Genomic DNA, 19,594 nt, shown 5'->3' with positions numbered 1-19,594 from the left:
GCGATGGGGCCGGCACTGACGATGACGAAGCCAATGATTAGCAACCTACCATTGTCCTTCACCGCCGTGCAGCAGGTTTTTCAATTGGCGACTAGTAATTCGTGGGTTTTCAGGTCCGCCTCGTGCGCGGCTAGAATCTCCGGCAACGAGTTACGCAGGTATTCGACCCAGGTCTTGATCTTGGCATCCAGGTACTGGCGCGACGGATAAATCGCGTACAGGTTCAGCTCCTGCAAGCGGTAATCGGGCATCACCCGCACGATGCTGCCATCGCGCAGGCCATCGATGGCCGAATAGATCGGCAGCACGCCAACCCCCATGCCACTGCGGATCGCCGTCTTCATCGCATCGGCGGAGTTGACCTGGAACGGCGAGCTGGTGATGTTGACCATCTCCTGGCCCTCCGGCCCGTCGAACAGCCATTTCTCCAGCGGAATCACCGGGCTGACCATGCGCAGGCAAGCGTGCTTGAGCAGGTCGATCGGCTTTTGCGCAATGCCATGCTTGGCGACGTACTCGGGCGAGGCGCAGACGATGCTGTAGGTGATCCCCAGGCGCTGCGAGACAAAACCTGAGTCAGGCAGCTCGGTGGCCAGCACGATGGATACGTCGTAACCCTCGTCGAGCAGGTCGGGCACGCGGTTGGCCATGGTCAAATCGAAGGTCACGTCCGGGTGCGACTCGCGGTAGCGGGCGATTGCATCGACGACGAAATGCTGGCCGACGCCGGTCATCGAATGCACCTTCAACTGCCCGGCAGGGCGGGCGTGGGCATCGCTGGCTTCGGCTTCGGCTTCTTCCACGTAGGTAAGGATTTGCTCGCAGCGCATCAGGTAGCGCTTGCCCGCCTCGGTCAGGGCGATGCGCCGGGTGGTGCGGTTGAGCAGCCGAGTTTGCAGATGGGCTTCCAGATTGGAGACCGCCCGCGACACGTTCGCGGTGGTGGTGTCCAGTTGCACTGCGGCAGCGGTGAAGCTGCCGAGCTGGGCCACGCAACTGAAAGCACGCATGTTTTGCAGGGTGTCCATGGGTCACTCTCTAGGTAGAGGCCGAAATTGTGACACGAAGTTACAGATTTGTTCCTTCGACCAAAGCCGGATTATCGCTGTTTTGGTAACAAAGATTCGCAGGATTATGCGCTTATCGCCAGTGCGACGGCCCCCTAGAATTGCCCGGCCTCATCCACTTCTTTCCTCGGGAAATCGCAGCTGTGCCGCGTCGCATCATCAGAGCGCTGAATGCGCTCAGTGCCTGTGCCCTTAGCCTGTCCTTGTCTGGCTGTATCGGAACCTGGGGTATCGCCCCGCAAAGCAAGACGCTGCAAGCCAATACCCTAGCCACCGACCACGCCATCAGCGAGGCCGCCCGCGACGCCCGCTGGCCCGACCAGCAGTGGTGGCGCGCCTATGGCGATGCCCAGCTCGACCGTTGGGTAGCCCTGGCCTTGGCCGGCAGCCCCAGCCTGGCGATGGCCGCAGCGCGAGTGCGCGAAGCCAAGGCCATGGCCGGCGTGGTCGAATCGGCGGAGAAACTCCAGGGCAACGGCCAGGCCAGCCTCAAGCGTCATAACTGGCCAGAGGATCAGTTCTACGGCCCCGGCGCGTTGTCGGGTGCCAACACCTGGGACAACAATGCCGCCCTTGGCCTGAGCTATGCCCTGGACCTGTGGGGGCGCGAGCGCAACGCCAGCGAGCAGGCGGTCGACCTGGCCCACATGAGTGTGGCCGAAGCGCGCCAGGCTCAGCTCGAGCTGGAAAACAACCTGGTCAAGGTCTACATCCAACTGGCCCTGCACTTTGCCCAGCGCGACATCGTCAAGTCCGAGCTCGAACAGCAGGAGCAGATCCTGGGCCTGGCCAAGCGTCGCCTGGAAGGCGGCATCGGCACTCATTTCGAGGTCAGCCAGGCCGAAGCGCCGCTGCCCGAGACCCATCGCCAGCTCGATGCGCTCAATGAAGAAATCGCCCTGGCGCGTAACCAACTGGCGGCCCTGGCCGGCAAGGGGCCGGGGCAGGGCGCGCAGCTCCAGCGTCCGAGCCTGACCCTTGGCGCACCGCTGACCTTGCCTTCGGCATTGCCCGCCGAATTGGTCGGCCAGCGCCCCGACGTGGTCGCCAGCCGTTGGCAGGTCGCGGCGCAGGCGCGGGGTATCGACGTCGCACACGCAGGCTTCTTCCCCAACGTCGACCTGGTCGGCAGCTTGGGCTTCATGGCCACCGGGGGTGGCGCGCTGGAGTTTCTCACCGGGCGCAAATTCAACTACAACGTCGGCCCAGCCATCAGCTTGCCGATCTTCGATGGTGGCCGCCTGCGCTCGCAGTTGGGCGTGGCCTCGGCAGGGTATGACGTCGCCGTGGCGCGCTACAACCAGACCGTGATCGGCGCGCTGAAGAACATCTCCGATCAATTGATCCGCCGCGAGTCGATGAAAGAGCAGGCGCACTTTGCCCAAGAGTCGGTGGCCGCCGCGCAGAAGACCTACGACATTGCCCTGGTCGCGTTCCAGCGCGGCCTGACCGACTACCTCAACGTGCTCAATGCGCAGACCTTGTTGTTCCGCCAGCAGCAAGTGCAGCAGCAGGTCCAGGCCGCGCGCCTGACCGCCCATGCCGAGCTGGTCACAGCGTTAGGTGGTGGTCTGCAAGCGGGTCAGGATGCACCTGCCGACCAACGCCAGGCCGCGCCGAAAACCCCAGCCACCCTGGCCATCTTCGACAAGCCGGACCACAGCCAATGAGCGCATCGAGCTTGCCCGTGCGCTGGCTGCAAAGCCTGGAGTGGCGCCGGGGCTTCTTCGCCTGGGCGCGTACCGACGGGGTGACTTGGGTCTACATCTTCAAGGTGCTGGCCGCAGCCTTCATCACCCTGTGGCTGGCCATGCGCCTGGAACTGCCGCAGCCGCGCACGGCGATGATCACAGTGTTCATCGTCATGCAGCCACAGAGCGGGCATGTGTTCGCCAAGAGCTTCTACCGGGTGCTCGGCACCTTGGCAGGTTCAGCGATGATGGTCGCCCTGATTGCGCTTTTCCCGCAGAACACCGAGCTGTTCCTGCCCAGCCTGGCCCTGTGGGTGGGCCTGTGCTCGGCAGGCGCCATGCGCTACCGGACTTTCCGCGCCTACGGCTTCGTGCTTGCCGGCTACACCGCGGCGATGATCGGCCTGCCGGTGCTGGAGCACCCTGACCAAGCCTTCATGGCCGCCGTGTGGCGGGTACTGGAGATCTCCTTGGGGATTCTGGTGTCGACCATGGTCAGCGCCGCGATCCTGCCGCAGTCGGCCAGCGCTGCCATGCGCAACGCCCTGTACCAGCGCTTCGGCGTCTTCGCAGGGGTGGTGGTCGAGGCGCTGCGGGGCGACAGCCAGCGTGATCGTTTCGAAACCAGCAACGTGCGCTTCATCGCCGAGGCAGTGGGCCTGGAAAGCCTGCGTAACGTCACCGCCTTCGAAGACCCGCACATGCGTCGGCGCAGCGGTCGCCTGGTGCGCATGAACAGCGAGTTCATGGCCATCACCACCCGCTTCAATGCCCTGCACCGCTTGCTCGAACGCTTGCGCGCACGCGGGCCGTTGCAGATCGTCGGCGCTATCGAGCCGGGGCTTGCAACCCTCGCCGAGTTGCTCGAACCCTACGTCGGCCGGGCCCTGACCGATGCCGATGCGCTGCGCCTGACCCTGGAGCTGGCCGCCTACAAGGAGGGCCTGCAAGCCCAGGTACGCACCTTGCGCGCCGAGTACCTGGAGACCAACCCCAGCGAAGCCGACCTGCTCGACTTCCACACCGCCTTCGAGCTGCTGTACCGCTTCGTCGACGAGATGTTCAGCTACGCCGAAACCCACGCCTCGCTGTCTGCGCACAACCATCAGCGCGAGCAGTGGGACGAACCCTACGTGTCGCAGACCAACTGGCTGGTGTCGCTGGCTGCCGGGGTACGCGCCTCGGCGGTGCTGCTGTTGCTGGGCAGCTACTGGCTGATCAGCGACTGGCCGAGCGGGGCGATGATGACCCTGATCGCCACCGTCACCGTGGGCCTGTCGGCGGCTTCGCCCAACCCCAAGCGCATGTCGTTCCAGATGGCCTGTGGCACGCTGATCGGCGCCTTTATCGGTTTCTTCGAAACCTTCTTCGTCTTCCCCTGGATCGATGGCTTCCCGCTGTTGTGCATGGTCCTGGCGCCGGTATTCGTGCTTGGCGCGTTCCTCTCCTCGCGCCCGGCCTACGCCGGCTACGGGATTGGCTTGCTGGTGTTCTTCGCCATCGGCTCGGTGCCGAACAACCTCACCGTGTACAACCCCTACACCTTCATCAACGACTACATCGGCATGGTCATCGGCATGCTGGTTTGCGCTGCCGCCGGGGCGATCATCCTGCCGCCCAACAGCCGCTGGCTGTGGAGCCGTTTGCAGCGCGACCTGCGTGAGCAGGTGCTGTTCGCCATCGGCGGGCGCCTGCGCGGGCTGAGCTCGGCATTCGAAAGCCGCACCCGCGACTTGCTGCACCAAGCCTATGGCCTGGCCGCTGGCAAGCCGCAGGTGCAGAGCGAACTGATGCGCTGGATGTTCGTGGTGCTGGAAGTCGGCCACGCCATCATCGAGCTGCGCAAGGAGCAGGACCGCGCCCCAGTGCACCCGGCCTATGCCGAGTCGCAGCCCTGGCGCCAGGCGATCCGGGTGATGGGCCGGGCGCTGGCGCGCTTGTTCCTGCAACCCAACGCCAGCAACCACGAGCGCGCGCTGGTCGCGGTGGACCATGCGATCAGTCGCGTGCAAGCCACCGACGAGCCGTTCGCCCGTCACTTCGACACCTCGGTGCTGCGCCGCTCGCAAAGCTACCTGCACTTCATCCGTACTTCCCTGCTCGACCCACAGTCGCCGCTGGCCCCGGCGAAAGGATTGCACCATGCCCCGTGAGATCGCCTTCCATGGCGTGTACATGCCCACCATGACCTTGATGTTCCTGTTCGCCGCAGGCCTGGCCTGGGGCCTGGACCGCTTCATCGCAAGCGTTGACGGCTACCGCTTCTTCTGGCACCCGGCGTTGCTGCGCCTGTGCCTGTTCATCTGCCTTTTTGGCGCCATGGCGCTGTCTGTCTACTGGTGAGAATCCTTCGATGAAAAAGTTCTTCAGCCTGATTGCCACCCTGCTGGTGCTGGTCGCCGCCGTGGCCATCGGCCGCCAGTTGTGGCTGCACTACATGACCACCCCGTGGACCCGCGACGGCCGCGTGCGCGCCGACATCATCAACGTCGCCGCCGACGTGCCGGGCTATGTCACCGACGTGCCGGTGCGCGATAACCAGCGGGTAAAGAAGGGCGATGTGCTGATCCAGATCGACGCCGAGCACTACCAGGTCGCGGTCGATCAGGCCAAGGCCCTGGTCGCTTCGCGCAAGGCCACCTGGGAGATGCGCAAGGTCAACGCCAAGCGCCGCGCCGATATGGACAACCTGGTGATCTCCAAGGAAAACCGCGACGACGCCAGCAACATCGCTAGCTCCGCCCTGGCCGATTACCAGCAGGCCCAGGCGCAATTGGCGGCAGCCGAGCTCAACCTCAAGCGCACGCGTATCGTGGCCACTGTCGACGGTTACGTGACCAACCTGAATATCCATCGTGGCGACTATGCGCGTACCGGCGAGCCGGTGATGGCAGTGGTCGATGAGAACTCGTTCTGGGTGTATGGGTTCTTTGAAGAGACCAAGCTGCCGCATGTGAAGGTGGGCGATCAGGCCGAGCTGCAGATGATGAGTGGCGAGCGGATCAAGGGCCATGTGGAGAGCATCGCTCGCGGGATCTATGACCGCGACAACCCGCAGAGCCGCGAATTGATTGCCGATGTGAACCCGACCTTCAACTGGGTGCGCTTGGCCCAGCGGGTGCCGGTGCGGATTCACATCGATGAAGTGCCGGACGGGTTTTTGTTGGCGGCAGGGACCACCTGTACCGTGGTGGTCAAGCCTGGCGAGGGTTGATCCAGCACTTGCAGTGAGCCTTTTGGCGCCATCGCGGGGCAAGCCCGCTCCCACGTAGCCCGCTCCCACGCAGTTCTCGGTGTTAGAGAAATGGCGTGGGAGCGGGCTAGCCCCGCGATGGCGTCAGTCAATCCACCCAGGTTACGCAGCCCCAACCAACACCGGAATCTGCACCCGATCGATCACCTTGGCGCTGATCGACGGGTCCAGCAGCCGCCCCAGCCGCGACAGGTGGCGGTGGCCGATGATGATCAGTTCGCAGTCCAGCGCCTTGGCCTTGTCGACGATGGCCTCGACCGGCTCAGCGGCGATCATGCAGCCTTGCGCATTGAAACCTGCGTTGCGCAGGGTTGTCAGCGCCTCGGACACGGCCTGCTCGGCCAGTTGTTGTTCTTCGCAGGCGGCGGGGTATTCCTCCAGCTCGCCTGCGCTGAAGGGAAGGGGCTTGTCGTGCACAGCAAAGCTTGAATCGATGGCCATCAGCACGTGCAATTGCTGCTCGGCCGGGCGGCAGTAGCGCAGCGCCAGGTTAAGCAGGGCGCTGGCAGCGGGGGAGGCGTCGATGGCGATCAGGACGGGGCGGGGCATGCAGGCTCCTCGGTCTGGGGCAGGAAATGATGCAACAACTGCCGGCCTCATCGCGGGGCAAGCCCGCTCCCACGCAATTTCTCTCACACCGAGAACTGCGTGGGAGCGGGCTTGCCCCGCGATGAGGCCGGCAAAGTCGCTACAGCATTCTGAGCCGATCCACCGATCAGGATAAATAGCCCCCCACGCACGGCGCCGTTGCGTCTGGCGCAATCGACGACCTGTTAACATCGCGCTTCCCCCAGCCGCCACGGACCACGGCCATGCAACTCCCGGACATGAACCTGCTCGTCGCCCTCGACGCCCTGCTCGATGAAGGCAGCGTGGTTGGCGCGGCCCAGCGCATGAACCTGAGCCCGGCAGCCATGAGCCGAACGCTGGGGCGCATCCGCGATGCACTGGGCGATCCGATCCTGGTGCGTGCGGGTCGCGGCCTGGTCCCCACGCCACGCGCCCTGGCCCTGCGCGAGCAGGTCAGCCTGCTGGTCGAGCAGGCCGGGCAGGTGTTTCGCAGCGCCGAGGACGTCGACCTGCTCAACCTGGATCGGGCCTTCAATATCCGCACCAACGACCTGTTCATCGCCCTGTACGGCGCCCAGCTGTTGCGCATGATGCACGAACAGGCACCGCGCACGGTGCTGCGCTTCGTGCCCGAGAGCCCAGGCGGTGATGATGACAGCGTGCTGCGCGATGGGCGCACTGACCTGGTGATCAGCTCAAGCATCGACCTGGCGCCAGAGATCAAGGTGCAGAGCTTGTTCCATACCTTTTATGTTGGCTTGGCGCGCCGCGATCATCCGATCTTCGATGCCGAGATCACCCCGGCGCGCTTTGCCGCTTATCCACAGATCAGCGTGTCGCGGCGCGGCCGGGCCAATGGCCCGATCGATGTCGAGCTGGCCAACTTCAAGGTGCAGCGGCGGGTGGCGCTGATTACCCCAAGTTTTCACTCGGCGCTGTTCTCGCTGCCCGATTCGGACCTGATCCTGCCGATGCCGGCCAATATCCTCAACAGCGTTACCAAGCTCGGACTGCCGCTGCGTTCGTTCGAGATCCCGGTGCCGTTGGAACGGGTCAATGTGATGCAGGCGTGGCACCCACGTTTTCACAGTGATCCGGCGCACCGCTGGTTGCGCCAGACCTTGAAAGCTTGTTGCAGTGTCGATCCGTGACATCGGCGGTGTCTGCTTCGCGGGCAAGCCCGCTCCCACACTGAGCGCGCCGGACACAAACAGTGAGTACACACCCATCCTGTGAGAGCGGGCTTGCCCGCGAATAAGGCGACGCGGTTAAAGCGGATTGCGCCTGATGCAACTTAAAACTGCCGATAAGTCAGTTTTCGTAAGTATTCGACCTTCTTAGACTTGCTCCAGCCCCGATTATGTTGCTGGAGATGTCCGTCCATGAGTTCTTTGACCGCGCCTACCGCCGCGCTCGCTACCGCCTCGGCGCCTGCTGCGCCTGCGCAAACGGCGTTTGGCCTGCGGGTGGTGGTCGGCTTGTTTGGCGTACTGCTGGCAGTGCTCTGCGCGGGTCTCAACGAAGCGGTGACGAAGATTTCCCTAGCCGATATCCGCGGCGCCATGGGCATCGGCGCCGACGAGGGCGCCTGGCTGCTGGCGGTGTACGCCGCGGCTTCGGTGTCGGCCATGGCGTTTTCACCCTGGCTGGCCACGACCTTCTCGCTACGCCGCTTCACCCTGACTGCCATCGGCTTGTTCGCTGTGCTCGGCTTGCTGCAACCCTATGCACCCAACCTGCACAGCCTGATGCTGCTGCGCGTCGTGCAAGGCCTGGCCTCAGGCGCCTTGCCGCCAATGCTGATGAGCGTCGCCCTGCGCTTCCTGCCGCCGGGGATCAAGGTCTATGGCCTGGCCTGCTACGCCCTGACAGCCACCTTCGGCCCTAACCTTGGCACGCCGCTGGCGGGGTTGTGGACCGAATATGTCGGCTGGCAGTGGGCGTTCTGGCAGATCATCCTGCCTTCCCTGCTGGCGATGGCCTGCGTCGGCTGGGGCCTGCCGCAAGACCCGCTGCGCCTGGAGCGCTTCAAACAGTTCGACTGGCGCGGGGTGCTGCTCGGTTTACCGGCGCTCAGTTGCATCGTCCTCGGCCTGTCGCTGGGTGACCGCTGGGGCTGGTTCGACTCGCCGCTGATCTGCTGGCTGCTCGGTGGCGGACTGCTGCTGTTGGTGCTGTTCATGTACAACGAATGGTCCGAGCCGCTGCCGTTCTTTCAACTGCGCATGCTCTCGCGGCGCAACCTGAGTTTCGCCCTGGTGACCTTGGCCGGCGTGCTGATCGTGCTTTCCGGTGTGGGCACAATTCCATCGGCGTACCTGGCGCAGATCCAGGGCTATCGGCCGGCGCAGACCAGCCCATTGATGATGCTGGTGGCCATGCCGCAACTGCTGGCCCTGCCGCTGACTGCTGCGCTGTGCAACATCCGCGCAGTGGATTGCCGTTGGGTGCTGGCGGTTGGCCTGGCGATGCTGGCGCTGTCGTGCGTGGGCAGCAGCCTGCTGACCTCGCAGTGGATTCGCGACAACTTCTACGGTTTCTACTTGCTGCAGGTGTTTGGCCAGCCGATGGCCGTGCTGCCGCTGCTGATGCTTTCCACCAACGGCATGACGCCGCAGGAAGGGCCGTTCGCCTCGTCCTGGTTCAACACCGTCAAGGGCTTGTCTGCGGTGATCGCCACCGGCCTGCTTGATGCCCTGGGGACCCTGCGCCGGCATTTTCATTCCAACCACCTGGTGGACAGCCTGGGCAATGCGCCGCTGATCGATGATCGCGCCGCAGGCCTTGCGCAACGCATCCATCAACAGGCCCTGGTGCTGACCTCGGCCGATCTGTACCTGGTCATGGCGGGCATCGCCGTGGCCCTTATCTGCCTTATTCCTTTCGTGCCCACTCGGGTCTATCCACCGCGTGCGGTGGCCTGAACCCCTGGATGAATTCGAGAACACAGAACATGACCAACAATCGCAAGACTCTCGTCATCGGCTCGGTGCTGGCCGTGGCCGTCCTGGCCGGCCTGGTTGGCCCGTGGCTGCTCGGCAGCGACCATCAGCAACGGACCAACGATGCCTACGTGATCGCCGACTACACCGTGGTCGCGCCGAAAGTGGCAGGCTTCATCAAAGAGGTCTTGGTCGAGGACAACCAGCAGGTCGAGGCCGGCCAGTTGCTGGCGACGATCGATGCGCGCGACTATCAGGCCGCCCTCGATGCTGCGCAAGCGCAGTTGCTGGTAGCCAAGGCGCAAAGCGCCGATGCCCGCGCCACGCTCGACCGCCAAGGCTCTCTGATCGCACAGGCTGAGGCGGCGGTGAAAGCGGCCCAGGCTGAGATGGCCTTCGCCGAGCATGAGGTCAATCGCTACAGCCGTCTGGCCGAGCAGGGCGCCGGTACCGTGCAGAATGCCCAGCAAGCGCGCAGCCGGGTCGATCAGGCCCGTGCGCGCCTGGCCAACACCCAGGCGGCATTGGTCGCCACCCGCAAGCAGGTGGACATTCTCAGTGCCCAGGTCGCCAGCGCCGATGGCCAGCTCAAGCGGGCCGAAGCCGGGGTGGAGAAGGCCGAGCTGGATTTGTCCTATACCCGCATCACCGCCCCCGTCGACGGCATGGTCGGCGAGCGCGCCTTGCGCGTCGGTGCCTACGTCAATCCGGGCGCACACTTGCTGTCGGTGGTGCCGCTGGAGCAGGCCTATGTCGTGGGTAACTTCCAGGAAACCCAACTGACCCACGTGCAACCCGGGCAGCCAGTGAGCATCAGCGTCGACACCTTCGCTGGCGAAACCCTCAAGGGCCATGTCCAGAGCATCGCCCCGGCCACGGGCGTGACCTTCGCCGCAGTCAAGCCGGACAACGCCACCGGCAACTTCACCAAGGTGGTCCAGCGCATCCCGGTGAAGATCGTCTTCGATGACGGCCAGCCACTGCTGCAGCGCCTGCGCGTGGGGATGTCGGTGGTAGCCACAATCGACACCCAAGGCGACACCCTCGCAGGCAAAGAGGTGACTGCGCGATGAAACCGCTATTGCCCTTGAGCCCACTGCTGCTTGCCGTACTGCTGGCAGGCTGCACCCTCGGGCCGGACTTCCAGCGCCCTGACAGCCAAGCGCCGCAGGACTGGGCGGCGCTACAAGGCCAGGCTGCGGCTAGCCAGCCGGTGGCCGAACCGCTGGAGCTGCGCTGGTGGGACAGCTTTCACGATGCCCAGCTCAGCGCCCTGATCCAGCGCGTCGCCGAGCGCAACCTCGACTTGCAGATGGCCAGCGCCCGCCTGCTGCAAAGCCGCGCCCTGCGCAGCAGCGTGGCGGCCGAGCAGGCGCCGTCGGTGGATGCCAATGCCGGTTACAGTCGTGCCCGCAATAGCGCCGAAGGCCTCAGCGACCCGTCCGGTAAGGCCGGCAAGTCGGCGTTCAATCTGTGGCAGGGCGACTTGGTCGCAGGCTGGGAGCTGGACCTGTGGGGCCGGGTACGGCGGCAGGTGGAAGCCGCCGATGCGACGGTGGCCGTGGCCGAGAATGATCGGCGCGGGGTGCTGCTGGCGTTGCTGTCGGAAACTGCCGGTAACTACATTCAGCTGCGCGCCGTACAGCACACCCTGGAGGTCACTCAGGACAACCTCAAGGTCGCCCAGCACAGCCTGGAGCTGTCCCGGGATCGTCAGGCGCAAGGCGTTGCCACCCGTTTGGATGTGGCCCAGGCCGGGGCCCAGGTGGCCTCGATCGAAGCGCGCCTGCCAACGCTGGAGGCGCGCCGCGATGACCTGATCAACGCCCTGAGCCTGCTCGCCGCCGAGCCACCGCGCAGCTTGCAGAGCGAGCTGCTGAAGACCGGCGAGCTGCCGGCGCCGCAGGAGAAATTCGCCATTGGCGTGCCATCTGAGCTGGCTGAGCGCCGCCCGGATATCCGCCAGGCCGAAGCGCGCTTGCATGCCGCCACTGCCAGCATCGGCGTGGCCAAGGCGGATTTCTACCCCAGTATTCGCTTGTCCGGCAGCATGGGTTTCCAGGCCATGCAGCTGTCTGATTTTGGCGCGTGGGACTCACGCCGGTTTGCCTTTGGCCCGCAGTTGTCGCTGCCGATTTTCGAAGGCGGCAGGCTGACCGGGACTTTGCAATTGCGCGAGGCCCAGCAACAGGAAGCGGCGCTGAACTACCGCAAGGTGGTGCTGGCTGCCTGGCATGAGATCGACGATGTGTTGCGCTTGTATAACGCCAGTCAGCTGCGCCGCGATCATTTGGCCGAGGCGGTGCGGGAGAACCGGATTGCCTTGCAAACCGCTCAGCGCCAGTACGTCGAAGGGGCGGTGGACTTTCTCAATGTGCTGAGCGTGCAGTCGGCGTTGTTGGCCAGTGAAGAGCAGTGGATCGACAGCTCGGCGGCGGTTTCGCAGGCCATGGTGGGTTTGTACAAGGCGTTGGGTGGGGGGTGGCAGGCGTTTGACCAAGAGCCGCCTAGGGTGTGAAGCGGGGCCGCTTTGCGGCTGCAAAGCAAGCCCCAACCAACTAACGAGGAGGCCGCAGATGCATCTTCCCCTGAACGGCAAGCGCGCCATCGTCACTGCCTCCACCACTGGGCTGGGTTTGGCGATCGTGATCGGCTTGGTCCAGGCCGGCGCCGAAGTGGTGCTTAACGGCCGCAGTCAAGCCCACGTCGATGAAGCGTTCAGGCAGGTGCGCGAGGCACTTCCCGCCGCTCGTATCATCGGCGTCGCTGCCGACCTGAGCACTGACCAGGGCACCCAGACGCTGATCGAGCGCGTGCCGCACACTGACATCCTGGTCAACGGCTTAGCCGTGGTCCAAGCCTGCGCTACCAGCCTGGCACGCCATTACGCCCAGGGAATGGTGGCGCGTAACTGGGGGCGGCTGGTGTTTCTGTGCGCTGAGCGCGAGCTGAAGACTCTAGTGCGCGGGATGGGCGAGACCTTGGCCAGCACTGGGGTGAGGGTTGATGCGGTTGTGCCTGGGGTGGCGGAGCAGGTGGCGACCAGGGTGGTTGATCTGGCTGCGGTTGGCGTCCAGCCCTTGTGCTGACTGTGCCGGCCTCTTCGCGGGTAAGCCCGCTCCCACAGGTACAGCGTCGGTCTCAGGCTCTACACACCTGGCTCAAACGACTCGGGCCCTGTGGGAGCGGGCTTGCCCGCGAAGAGGTCACCACAGTCAAAGCGGTCGCAACAATCCAAAGCGCTTGCGCAGCACCTTGTCGAGCAACCGCTGCGGCAGCAAGCGCGCCAGCAGCGGTAGCGCGGTGCTGCCATTGCCCAGGCGCACCAGCGCCGGCGTCGGCGACTTCTGTGTCGCCGCCAATAGTCCCTGAGCGAACTGCGCGGCCGGTGTGGGTTTGTCCTGCGAAGCGCGCGCGCGTGCCTGGATATGTTCGCGCAGCGGCCACCACGGTGAATCAGCCACCAATACCTGCTCGGCCTGCTGCTGGGCATTGCTGGCAAACTGCGAAGCAATCGCCCCAGGCTGTACTTCCATCACCCGGATGCCGAACGGCGCCAGCTCCAGGCGCAGGGCATCACTGAGTGCATGCACGGCGGCTTTCGAGGCGCAGTAGGCGCCGGCAAACGGCGTCACCAACACCCCGGAAACACTGCCGATATTCACCACCAGGCCGCGGTTGCGACGTAGCAGCGGGAACAGCGCACGGGTCACGCCGACCACGGCGAATACGTTGGTCTCGAACTGCTGACGCAGCGCCTCGACCCCGCCATCGAGCAGCGGCCCCATGGCGCCGTAGCCGGCGTTGTTGATCAGGATATCCAGGCCACCATGGCGCTGTTCGAGCTCGCCGGCCAACTGCGTCAGGCCGTGGGCATCATTGACATCCAGCTGTCGTGCGCAGAAACCAGCCGCGCTCAGTCGCTGCACATCCTCGAGCTTGCGGGCCGTGGCCCAGACTTCGTGACCAGTATCGCGGAAGGCGTTGGCCAGGGCGCGGCCGATGCCGCTGGAGCAGCCGGTGATGAGAACTGTGGGCATGGCGGGGTCTGCGCAAAAGGGATGAAGGTTCGATCATAGCGCAGCCGGGGCCATGCAGCCTTGCCAATGCCTGACGCAACGGTGCCGCGCGGCCAACGCGCACCACCTGTGCTGAGCCTTTGACCGGCAGCAGGATCTGCGAGGGGATGTAGCGCAGGTCGAGGTCCTTGAACACGGCGGTTAGCCAGCCCTCCCAGGCGGGATCTTCGAACTGGTCGAGGTTCAAGTCGTAAAAGGTGATGCCCCGCAGGCGGCGCGCCAGGCGTTTATAGACCGGCCGCAGGCTGTTGCACGGCGGGCAACTGTGCGAACCGACGAAGATCACGCTGCGCCGCTCGCGGCGTTCGGCATCGAGCAGGTCGTCCAGGGCATCGGGGTCGCAGAGTGGATGCAGGTGCACGACAACGTCCTCCTGACAATGCAATGCGCCTATTCAATGCCAGGTGGTGCAGCGGCGAAACTGACAAAAATGCTAGTTGGCAAACGAGCCTTGCAGGTGTTCTGGACGAAACTCCAGGGTTTGCGGGCGATAGCCTGAACGCAGCGGAGGCAAGGGCAGGCAGTCGCTCCACTCGGCGCCGGGTTGCAATTCGCCCGGGCCACGGTAGCGCGGTGCGCTGTAGGTACTTTCAGCGAGGTTGACGGTGTCGCCCGGCGCATAGGCGCCGACTCGCCAGCGCAGTTCGGTGAGGGGGGCCTTGTTGCCGTTTTTCATGGTCACGCGCAAGGCGCGGTCGGCAGGACACTGATCTGGAGCGTAGGTCAGGCGCAATTCCAGGCGGGCCAGCTGCGAAGATTCGCGGCTGTCTTGCCAGACTACCCACAGCGCAACCAGCCCCAGGCCCAATACGGCGGCCAGGGAGACCGGCAGGGCCTTGGCCGGGTAGCGCAGGAGCAGGACCAGCCAGGTGAGGATGAGCAGAGCGCCGATGATCATTGTGCAGGGCATGCCTTGGTTGGGCGGGTTTGACCATCGTAGCTGTAAAAGGGGTTCACCTCAAAAAGCAACGTTGGCGCACGCAAGGGTGGCTGCGTGGACCTGTTGGTTGATGGAACTGTTGGTTGAGGGAACCAATAGGCGGGGGGCGTGGGAGCGGGCTTGCCCCGCGATAGCGATCTGACAGAGTGATTGCGTTGTCTGCCATGACGCTATCGCGGGGCAAGCCCGCTCCCACGTAGTTACCACGTAGTCAATGTCCCCAGGTGTTCAGGGAAACGCTTACTGGGCGATGGTCTTCACCGAAACCCCACGCTCCATCGGCGTGGAGGTGCGCCCGTAGACGTCCTCGAAGCGCTCGATATCATCCTCGCCCAAGTAGCTGCCGGACTGCACTTCGATGATCTCCAGGGGGATCTTGCCGGGGTTGCGCAGGCGGTGGATCGAGGCGATCGGGATGTAGGTCGACTGGTTCTCGGTGAGCAGGAACACGTTCTCGTCACAGGTCACCTCGGCTGTGCCCGAGACCACGATCCAGTGCTCGGCGCGGTGGTGGTGCATCTGCAGCGACAGGCTGGCACCGGGCTTGACCGTGATGTGCTTGACCTGGAAACGCCCACCCATGTCGACCGAGTCGTACGAGCCCCACGGGCGGTAAACCTCAAGGTGGTTCTGGGTCTCGCTGCGGCCTTGCTTGTCGAGGGTGTTGACCATCTGCTTGACGCCTTGGACCTTGTCCTTGTGGGCGATCATCATGGCGTCCTTGGTCTCGACCACGACGATGTTCTCAAGGCCGATCACCGACACCAGCTTGCCGTTGCCGTGGATCATGCAATTGCGGCTGTCCTGCACCACCACATCGCCTTTGGTGACGTTGCCGTTGTCGTCTTTCTCGTGCACGTCCCACAGCGACGACCAGCAGCCGACATCGCTCCAGCCGGCCGACAGCGGCACCACGCAGGCGCGCTGGGTCTTTTCCATCACCGCGTAGTCGATGGAGTTGTCCGGGCAGCAGGCGAAGGTGGCTTCGTCGATGCTCAGGGTGTCGCCTTGTTCATCGCTGCGCTCCAGGGCCAGCAGGCAGGTGTCGTAGATGTCCGGATCGTGCTTTTTCAGCTCTTCGAGGAAGCGGCTGGCGCGGAACAGGAACATGCCGCTGTTCCAGAAGTAGCCGCCGGCGCGGACGAACTCGGTGGCGCGTTTTTCGTCCGGTTTTTCGACGAACTGGGCAACCCGGGCCACGCCTTCGGGCAGCAGCGCGTCCTGGCTGGAGCGGATGTAGCCATAGCCGGTTTCCGGTTTGGTCGCCGGCACGCCGAACAGCACCATTTCGCCGCGCTCGGCCGCCACGGTGGCCAGGGCCAGGGCGCGTTGCAGGGCTTTTTGGTCATCGATCACATGGTCGGCCGGCAGCACCAGCATCAGCTCATCGCAACCTTCGTTGACCAGCTTCATCGCGGTCATCGCCACCGCTGGCGCGGTGTTACGGCCGAACGGCTCCATCAGGATCGCCTGGGTCTCAAGGTTCAGCGCGCTCAGTTGCTCTTGAACGATGAACTTGTGGTCTTTGTTGCAGACCACGATCGGCGCCTGCATGCCTTCGAACACCAAGCGCTCGAGGGTCTGCTGGAACAGGGTGTGCTCACCGGTCAGGGCGAGGAACTGCTTGGGGAACTGCTTGCGCGACAGAGGCCACAGACGCGAACCGCTACCACCAGAAAGAATTACCGGAATCATGATGTTTCTCCAAAGGTCGACAGAGGCAGGGGATCAGTTAGTGGACACAGGGCGGGTTACCCACACCGGCGACAGGCTGCTGCCGGAGCCAGTGACGTACAGCACGGCAGCTTCGCCGCGTTCCAGGGCGACGGGTTTGACGTCGCCGACTTTCTTGTCTCCTTGGTACAGGGCCAGGTTGACCTTGACCGGGTTGATCTCACGCTCGCCGCGGCCGTTGGCGGCCACCGGCTTGACCACTTCGGTCTTGCCGTCGGCGGTCTTCAGGGTCAGTTGCTGGTCGGTCAGGTTCTGCACGCGGACCAGGGCTTTTTGCTTGTTCTTGAACGGCGGCTCTTCGATCAACTGCGGGTTGCCGCCGCTGTTGTTGACCAGGGTGTAGTACTTGTCCGAGGCGAGCTTGACCGGCACCGATTTGCCCGCGACCTGGGCGGTGTAGTCGCCGCCTGGGAGGAAGCTGAAGTCGCTGCTGGCTTGCGCGCCAACCTGCTTGATCTGGGTGTTGCCGACACTGGCGGCGGTCGGTGCGCTGCTGGCGTTGTACAGGCGCACGAAGGTCGAGCCTTTAGGCGCGCTTGGGCCGTACAGGGCCGCGTCAGCGCCGGCGAAGGCTTGTACCGAGGCCAGCGCGGAAAGGGACAGGCCGGCTGCGAGGGTGAGGGCTTTGGCAAAAGATGGCTTATGGGTCATGTGCGTGTTCCTCTCTATCAGTGGTTCGCCCGGTTGGACGACAGGGCCAGGTTTTCTTCAGATTTACGGGTGTTTTTCAGCTGCGCGATCCACTGCGGATCGAACGCGCTGAGGTCGTTTTTCATTGGCAGATAACGTTCGGGGAATTCCCACACCACCACCTGTGGCGCGGCATTCTTGAAGGCATCGCTTTGCAGGTACTTGAGCATCGGTAGCAATGGCCCGTGGCCGTCTTCGGCGTAGTTGGCGACATCGCTGCGCAGCGCTTGCTGCAGGGCGCCGAGGAAGTTCCAGTGCGGGTTGGCGCTGTAGCTGGTGCCGACCAGGGCCACCGGGATCTGGCTGTCGGCAAACAGCGCATCGCCGGTCTCGCCTTGGGCCTCGACCGCGTGGGTGCTGCGTTGCTGCAGGTTGTCCGGAGCGGGCAGCAGGTTGCTGAACAGCGGGTCGAGTGGCAGGAAGTTGGTCAGGTCGCCCTTGTATGGCTTGGTCTCGCCCGCTTGGGTGATGAACGCCTGCGGGTCGCCGCTGAGCAGGCTCTGGCGGGCCACCGCTTCGGCCACCGCCTGGGCGGCGACCTCGGCGCCCATTGGCGTCCAGTGAGTGTCGGTACGCAGGAACACCTGGCCACGCGCTTTGGCTTGCTCCATTGGCGCTTGCAGGTCAGGGGCGAACACGTTGGCCTGACGCGCCTGGGCATGGAACTGGTTGTACAGGTCGCCATGCAGGCTGGCCGGCAGCTCCTGGCCGAGGTATTCGGAGTAGATCCGCGCCTTGGCCGGGACGATCGCCAGCACCAGTTGCGTGCCTTGGCGTTGCAAGGTGTCGCGCACGCCGCGAATCAGCGCCAGGTTTTCCTGCATCAGTTGCTCGGCGCCAGCAGTGGGCTTGAACTCTTCGTCGCTGAACAGCCACTGCTCGCGCCCCAGCACCACGCCGGGGCGGCCTTCGTTGAACAGCTTGAAATCCAGTGCCGCCCAAAGGTTGGTACTGATGCGCTTGATCGGGAACTGATCGTCGTAATGGGTCTCGGCGGCCTTGGCCAGCTTGCCGTTGAGCAGGGTCATCTGCTCGGTGCGCTGGAACGTCGAGGCGCCGCTGAGCGACCACACGCCCAAGCCTGTGAGCAGGCCGAGGAAGGTCAGGGAGTAGGTGATGCGAAGTGTCCGGGTCATGGTCGTCCGTGCCTCAGAACTGGAAGTAGAGGAATGGCGAGTAGCTCTGCGCGGAGAGCTTGAGCACCGAGGCGACGAACAGCAGCAGCACCAGCACACGGGCCATCACCCGGGTCCAGTCCAGGCCGATCGAGCCGTCGGCGTTGATCTGCACCGGCGTTGCCTTGGCGGTTGGCTTGGCGTTGCGGTAGAAGTCGCGCAGGCCGAAGAACGCCAGGCTCGCGTAGGCGATGAACATGGTCGCCACTTGCAGGCCGGTGAGGTTGGCGCGGTTGAGTTCCGACAGCTGCCACTCACCGAAGCTGAACATGGCGCCGTACATACGCCCGGCGACGTGCAGGTTCTCGGCGCGGAAGATCACCCAGCCGACCACTACCAGCAGGAAGGTAAAGGCCCATTTGACCGGGTTGAAGCGCTGCGGGTTGGTATCCAGGCCCAGCGCGCGTTCGATCGCCAGCCACATGCCATGCCAGGCACCCCAGATGATGTAGGTGAAGTTGGCGCCATGCCACAGACCACCGAGCAGCATGGTCAGGAACAGGTTGCGGTAGGTGTTGAAGGTGCCTTTGCGGTTGCCGCCCAGGGTGATGTACAGGTAGTCGCGCAGCCAGGTCGACAGGCTGATGTGCCAGCGCCGCCAGAACTCGGTGATCGACTGGCTGATGTACGGCTGCTTGAAGTTCTCCATGAAACGGAAGCCCATCATCAAGCCCAAGCCGATGGCCATGTCGCTGTAACCGGAGAAGTCGAAGTACAGCTGCGCGGTGTAGGCCAGGGCGCCCAGCCAGGCATCGCCGGTGGTGGGGTTTTCCAGGGCGAAGCAGTGGTCGGCGACCACCGCCAGGGTGTCGGCGATGAACACTTTCTTGATGAAGCCCTGCATGAAGCGGGTGCAGCCTTCGGAGAACTTGTCCAGGGTGTGGGTGCGGTTGTTGAACTGGTCGACCAGGTCCTTGAAGCGCAGCACGGGGCCGGCGATCAGGTGCGGGAAGATCGCCACGAACGCGGCGAAATCGATCAGGTTGCGGGTGGCCGGGGTGTCGCCGCGGTACACGTCGATGATGTAGCTGATCGACTCGAAGATGTAGAACGAGATGCCGATCGGCAACAGCACGTGGGTGATGATGAACGGTTCAAGGCCGAACGAGGCGATGATCGCGTTGAGGCTGTCTACACCGAAGTTGGCGTACTTGAAGTAGCCAAGGATCGCCAGGTCGACACCGACGCCGAGCAGCAGCCAGCGCTGGGCCGGTTTGGTGCGCACGCCAGCGGCGCCGACTTTCAGGCCGATCCAGTAGTTCCACAGGGTGACCCCGGCGAACAGCGCGAGGAAGTCGACCCGCCACCAGGCGTAGAAGATGTAGCTGGCAACCAGCAGCAGCAGGTTGCGATAGCGTTGCCCGCTCAAGTAGTACAGGCCGAGGAAGATCGGCAAGAACAGGAACAGGAACACGTTTGACGAGAAGACCATCCCGGTTCTCCTTATTGTTCA

The 19,594-nt window shown here is 64.2% G+C and carries 18 protein-coding genes; 9 read left to right on the top strand and 9 right to left on the bottom strand.

Going from position 1 to position 19,594, the window contains the following annotated elements:
- Positions 1-80 precede the first annotated feature (80 nt).
- Positions 81-1,028: a LysR family transcriptional regulator gene (locus tag ACF8K2_RS26795; RefSeq protein ID WP_186553798.1), complete on the bottom strand. Its 948-nt coding sequence runs from the start codon at positions 1,026-1,028 to the stop codon at positions 81-83.
- A gap of 182 nt (positions 1,029-1,210) precedes the next feature.
- Between ACF8K2_RS26795 and ACF8K2_RS26790 the strand changes: the two genes are divergently transcribed.
- Genes ACF8K2_RS26790 through ACF8K2_RS26775 form a run of 4 tightly spaced genes read left to right on the top strand, consistent with a single transcriptional unit; the run spans position 1,211 to position 5,972 of the window.
- Positions 1,211-2,737 carry an efflux transporter outer membrane subunit gene (locus ACF8K2_RS26790; protein WP_392469126.1) on the top strand — a complete coding sequence of 509 codons (1,527 nt, stop codon included), beginning with the start codon at positions 1,211-1,213 and terminating at the stop codon, positions 2,735-2,737.
- Positions 2,734-4,911, top strand: a complete 2,178-nt coding sequence (locus tag ACF8K2_RS26785) for an FUSC family protein (RefSeq protein ID WP_392469124.1) — start codon at positions 2,734-2,736, stop codon at positions 4,909-4,911. The genes ACF8K2_RS26790 and ACF8K2_RS26785 overlap by 4 nt, the downstream gene beginning before the upstream one ends.
- Positions 4,901-5,101, top strand: coding sequence for a DUF1656 domain-containing protein (locus ACF8K2_RS26780; RefSeq protein WP_186553801.1), 201 nt, complete (start codon positions 4,901-4,903; stop codon positions 5,099-5,101). Before ACF8K2_RS26785 ends, ACF8K2_RS26780 begins: the two co-directional genes overlap by 11 nt.
- 10 nt (positions 5,102-5,111) lie before the next feature.
- Positions 5,112-5,972 carry an HlyD family secretion protein gene (locus ACF8K2_RS26775; RefSeq protein WP_186553802.1) on the top strand — a complete coding sequence of 287 codons (861 nt, stop codon included), beginning with the start codon at positions 5,112-5,114 and terminating at the stop codon, positions 5,970-5,972.
- Between the two features lie 141 nt (positions 5,973-6,113).
- Here the strand turns inward: ACF8K2_RS26775 and ACF8K2_RS26770 are convergent, their stop codons facing one another.
- Positions 6,114-6,560 carry a universal stress protein gene (locus ACF8K2_RS26770; protein ID WP_392469121.1) on the bottom strand — a complete coding sequence of 149 codons (447 nt, stop codon included), beginning with the start codon at positions 6,558-6,560 and terminating at the stop codon, positions 6,114-6,116.
- Between the two features lie 263 nt (positions 6,561-6,823).
- Here ACF8K2_RS26770 and ACF8K2_RS26765 point away from each other — a divergent pair, with 263 nt between their 5' ends.
- The 5 genes from ACF8K2_RS26765 (at position 6,824) to ACF8K2_RS26745 (ending at position 12,612) form a co-directional block, all read left to right on the top strand.
- A complete protein-coding gene (locus tag ACF8K2_RS26765) occupies positions 6,824-7,732 on the top strand; it encodes a LysR family transcriptional regulator (RefSeq protein WP_186553804.1) in 909 nt (302 codons plus the stop codon).
- Between the two features lie 231 nt (positions 7,733-7,963).
- Positions 7,964-9,505: an MFS transporter gene (locus ACF8K2_RS26760; RefSeq protein WP_186553805.1), complete on the top strand. Its 1,542-nt coding sequence runs from the start codon at positions 7,964-7,966 to the stop codon at positions 9,503-9,505.
- A 29-nt stretch (positions 9,506-9,534) separates the two neighbouring features.
- A complete protein-coding gene (locus tag ACF8K2_RS26755; protein WP_392469119.1) occupies positions 9,535-10,596 on the top strand; it encodes an HlyD family secretion protein in 1,062 nt (353 codons plus the stop codon).
- Positions 10,593-12,041: an efflux transporter outer membrane subunit gene (locus ACF8K2_RS26750; protein WP_392469117.1), complete on the top strand. Its 1,449-nt coding sequence runs from the start codon at positions 10,593-10,595 to the stop codon at positions 12,039-12,041. The genes ACF8K2_RS26755 and ACF8K2_RS26750 overlap by 4 nt, the downstream gene beginning before the upstream one ends.
- Before the next feature lie 58 nt (positions 12,042-12,099).
- Positions 12,100-12,612, top strand: a complete 513-nt coding sequence (locus tag ACF8K2_RS26745) for an SDR family NAD(P)-dependent oxidoreductase (protein ID WP_392469114.1) — start codon at positions 12,100-12,102, stop codon at positions 12,610-12,612.
- A 126-nt stretch (positions 12,613-12,738) separates the two neighbouring features.
- On the opposite strand, the gene ACF8K2_RS26740 is transcribed toward ACF8K2_RS26745, so the two are convergent.
- From ACF8K2_RS26740 to ACF8K2_RS26710, 7 genes are all read right to left on the bottom strand, one after another.
- Entirely contained in the window at positions 12,739-13,515 is a 777-nt protein-coding gene (locus ACF8K2_RS26740; protein ID WP_392469129.1) for an SDR family oxidoreductase, read from the bottom strand.
- The gene (locus ACF8K2_RS26735; RefSeq protein WP_392469112.1) at positions 13,400-13,963 is read right to left on the bottom strand and encodes a TlpA family protein disulfide reductase; all 564 of its coding nucleotides are present in this window, start codon (positions 13,961-13,963) and stop codon (positions 13,400-13,402) included. The genes ACF8K2_RS26740 and ACF8K2_RS26735 overlap by 116 nt, the downstream gene beginning before the upstream one ends.
- A 72-nt stretch (positions 13,964-14,035) precedes the next feature.
- A complete protein-coding gene (locus ACF8K2_RS26730) occupies positions 14,036-14,500 on the bottom strand; it encodes a multidrug transporter (RefSeq protein ID WP_392469110.1) in 465 nt (154 codons plus the stop codon).
- A gap of 282 nt (positions 14,501-14,782) precedes the next feature.
- The gene (locus tag ACF8K2_RS26725; protein WP_186553811.1) at positions 14,783-16,237 is read right to left on the bottom strand and encodes a mannose-1-phosphate guanylyltransferase/mannose-6-phosphate isomerase; all 1,455 of its coding nucleotides are present in this window, start codon (positions 16,235-16,237) and stop codon (positions 14,783-14,785) included.
- Between the two features lie 33 nt (positions 16,238-16,270).
- A complete protein-coding gene (locus ACF8K2_RS26720; RefSeq protein ID WP_392469108.1) occupies positions 16,271-16,927 on the bottom strand; it encodes an alginate O-acetyltransferase AlgF in 657 nt (218 codons plus the stop codon).
- A 17-nt stretch (positions 16,928-16,944) separates the two neighbouring features.
- On the bottom strand, positions 16,945-18,102 hold the full coding sequence (locus tag ACF8K2_RS26715) for an alginate O-acetyltransferase (protein ID WP_186553813.1): 1,158 nt from the start codon (positions 18,100-18,102) through the stop codon (positions 16,945-16,947).
- Between the two features lie 13 nt (positions 18,103-18,115).
- Entirely contained in the window at positions 18,116-19,573 is a 1,458-nt protein-coding gene (locus ACF8K2_RS26710) for an MBOAT family O-acyltransferase (RefSeq protein ID WP_392469106.1), read from the bottom strand.
- Positions 19,574-19,594: the final 21 nt, after the last annotated feature.

Source organism: Pseudomonas sp. xss_2 (genome assembly GCF_043104195.1).
In the GTDB taxonomy this organism is placed as follows: Bacteria; Pseudomonadota; Gammaproteobacteria; order Pseudomonadales; family Pseudomonadaceae; genus Aquipseudomonas; species Aquipseudomonas urmiensis.
The sequence above is the reverse complement of the archived record's forward strand: the minus strand, read 5'-3'. Positions and strand labels throughout refer to the sequence as shown.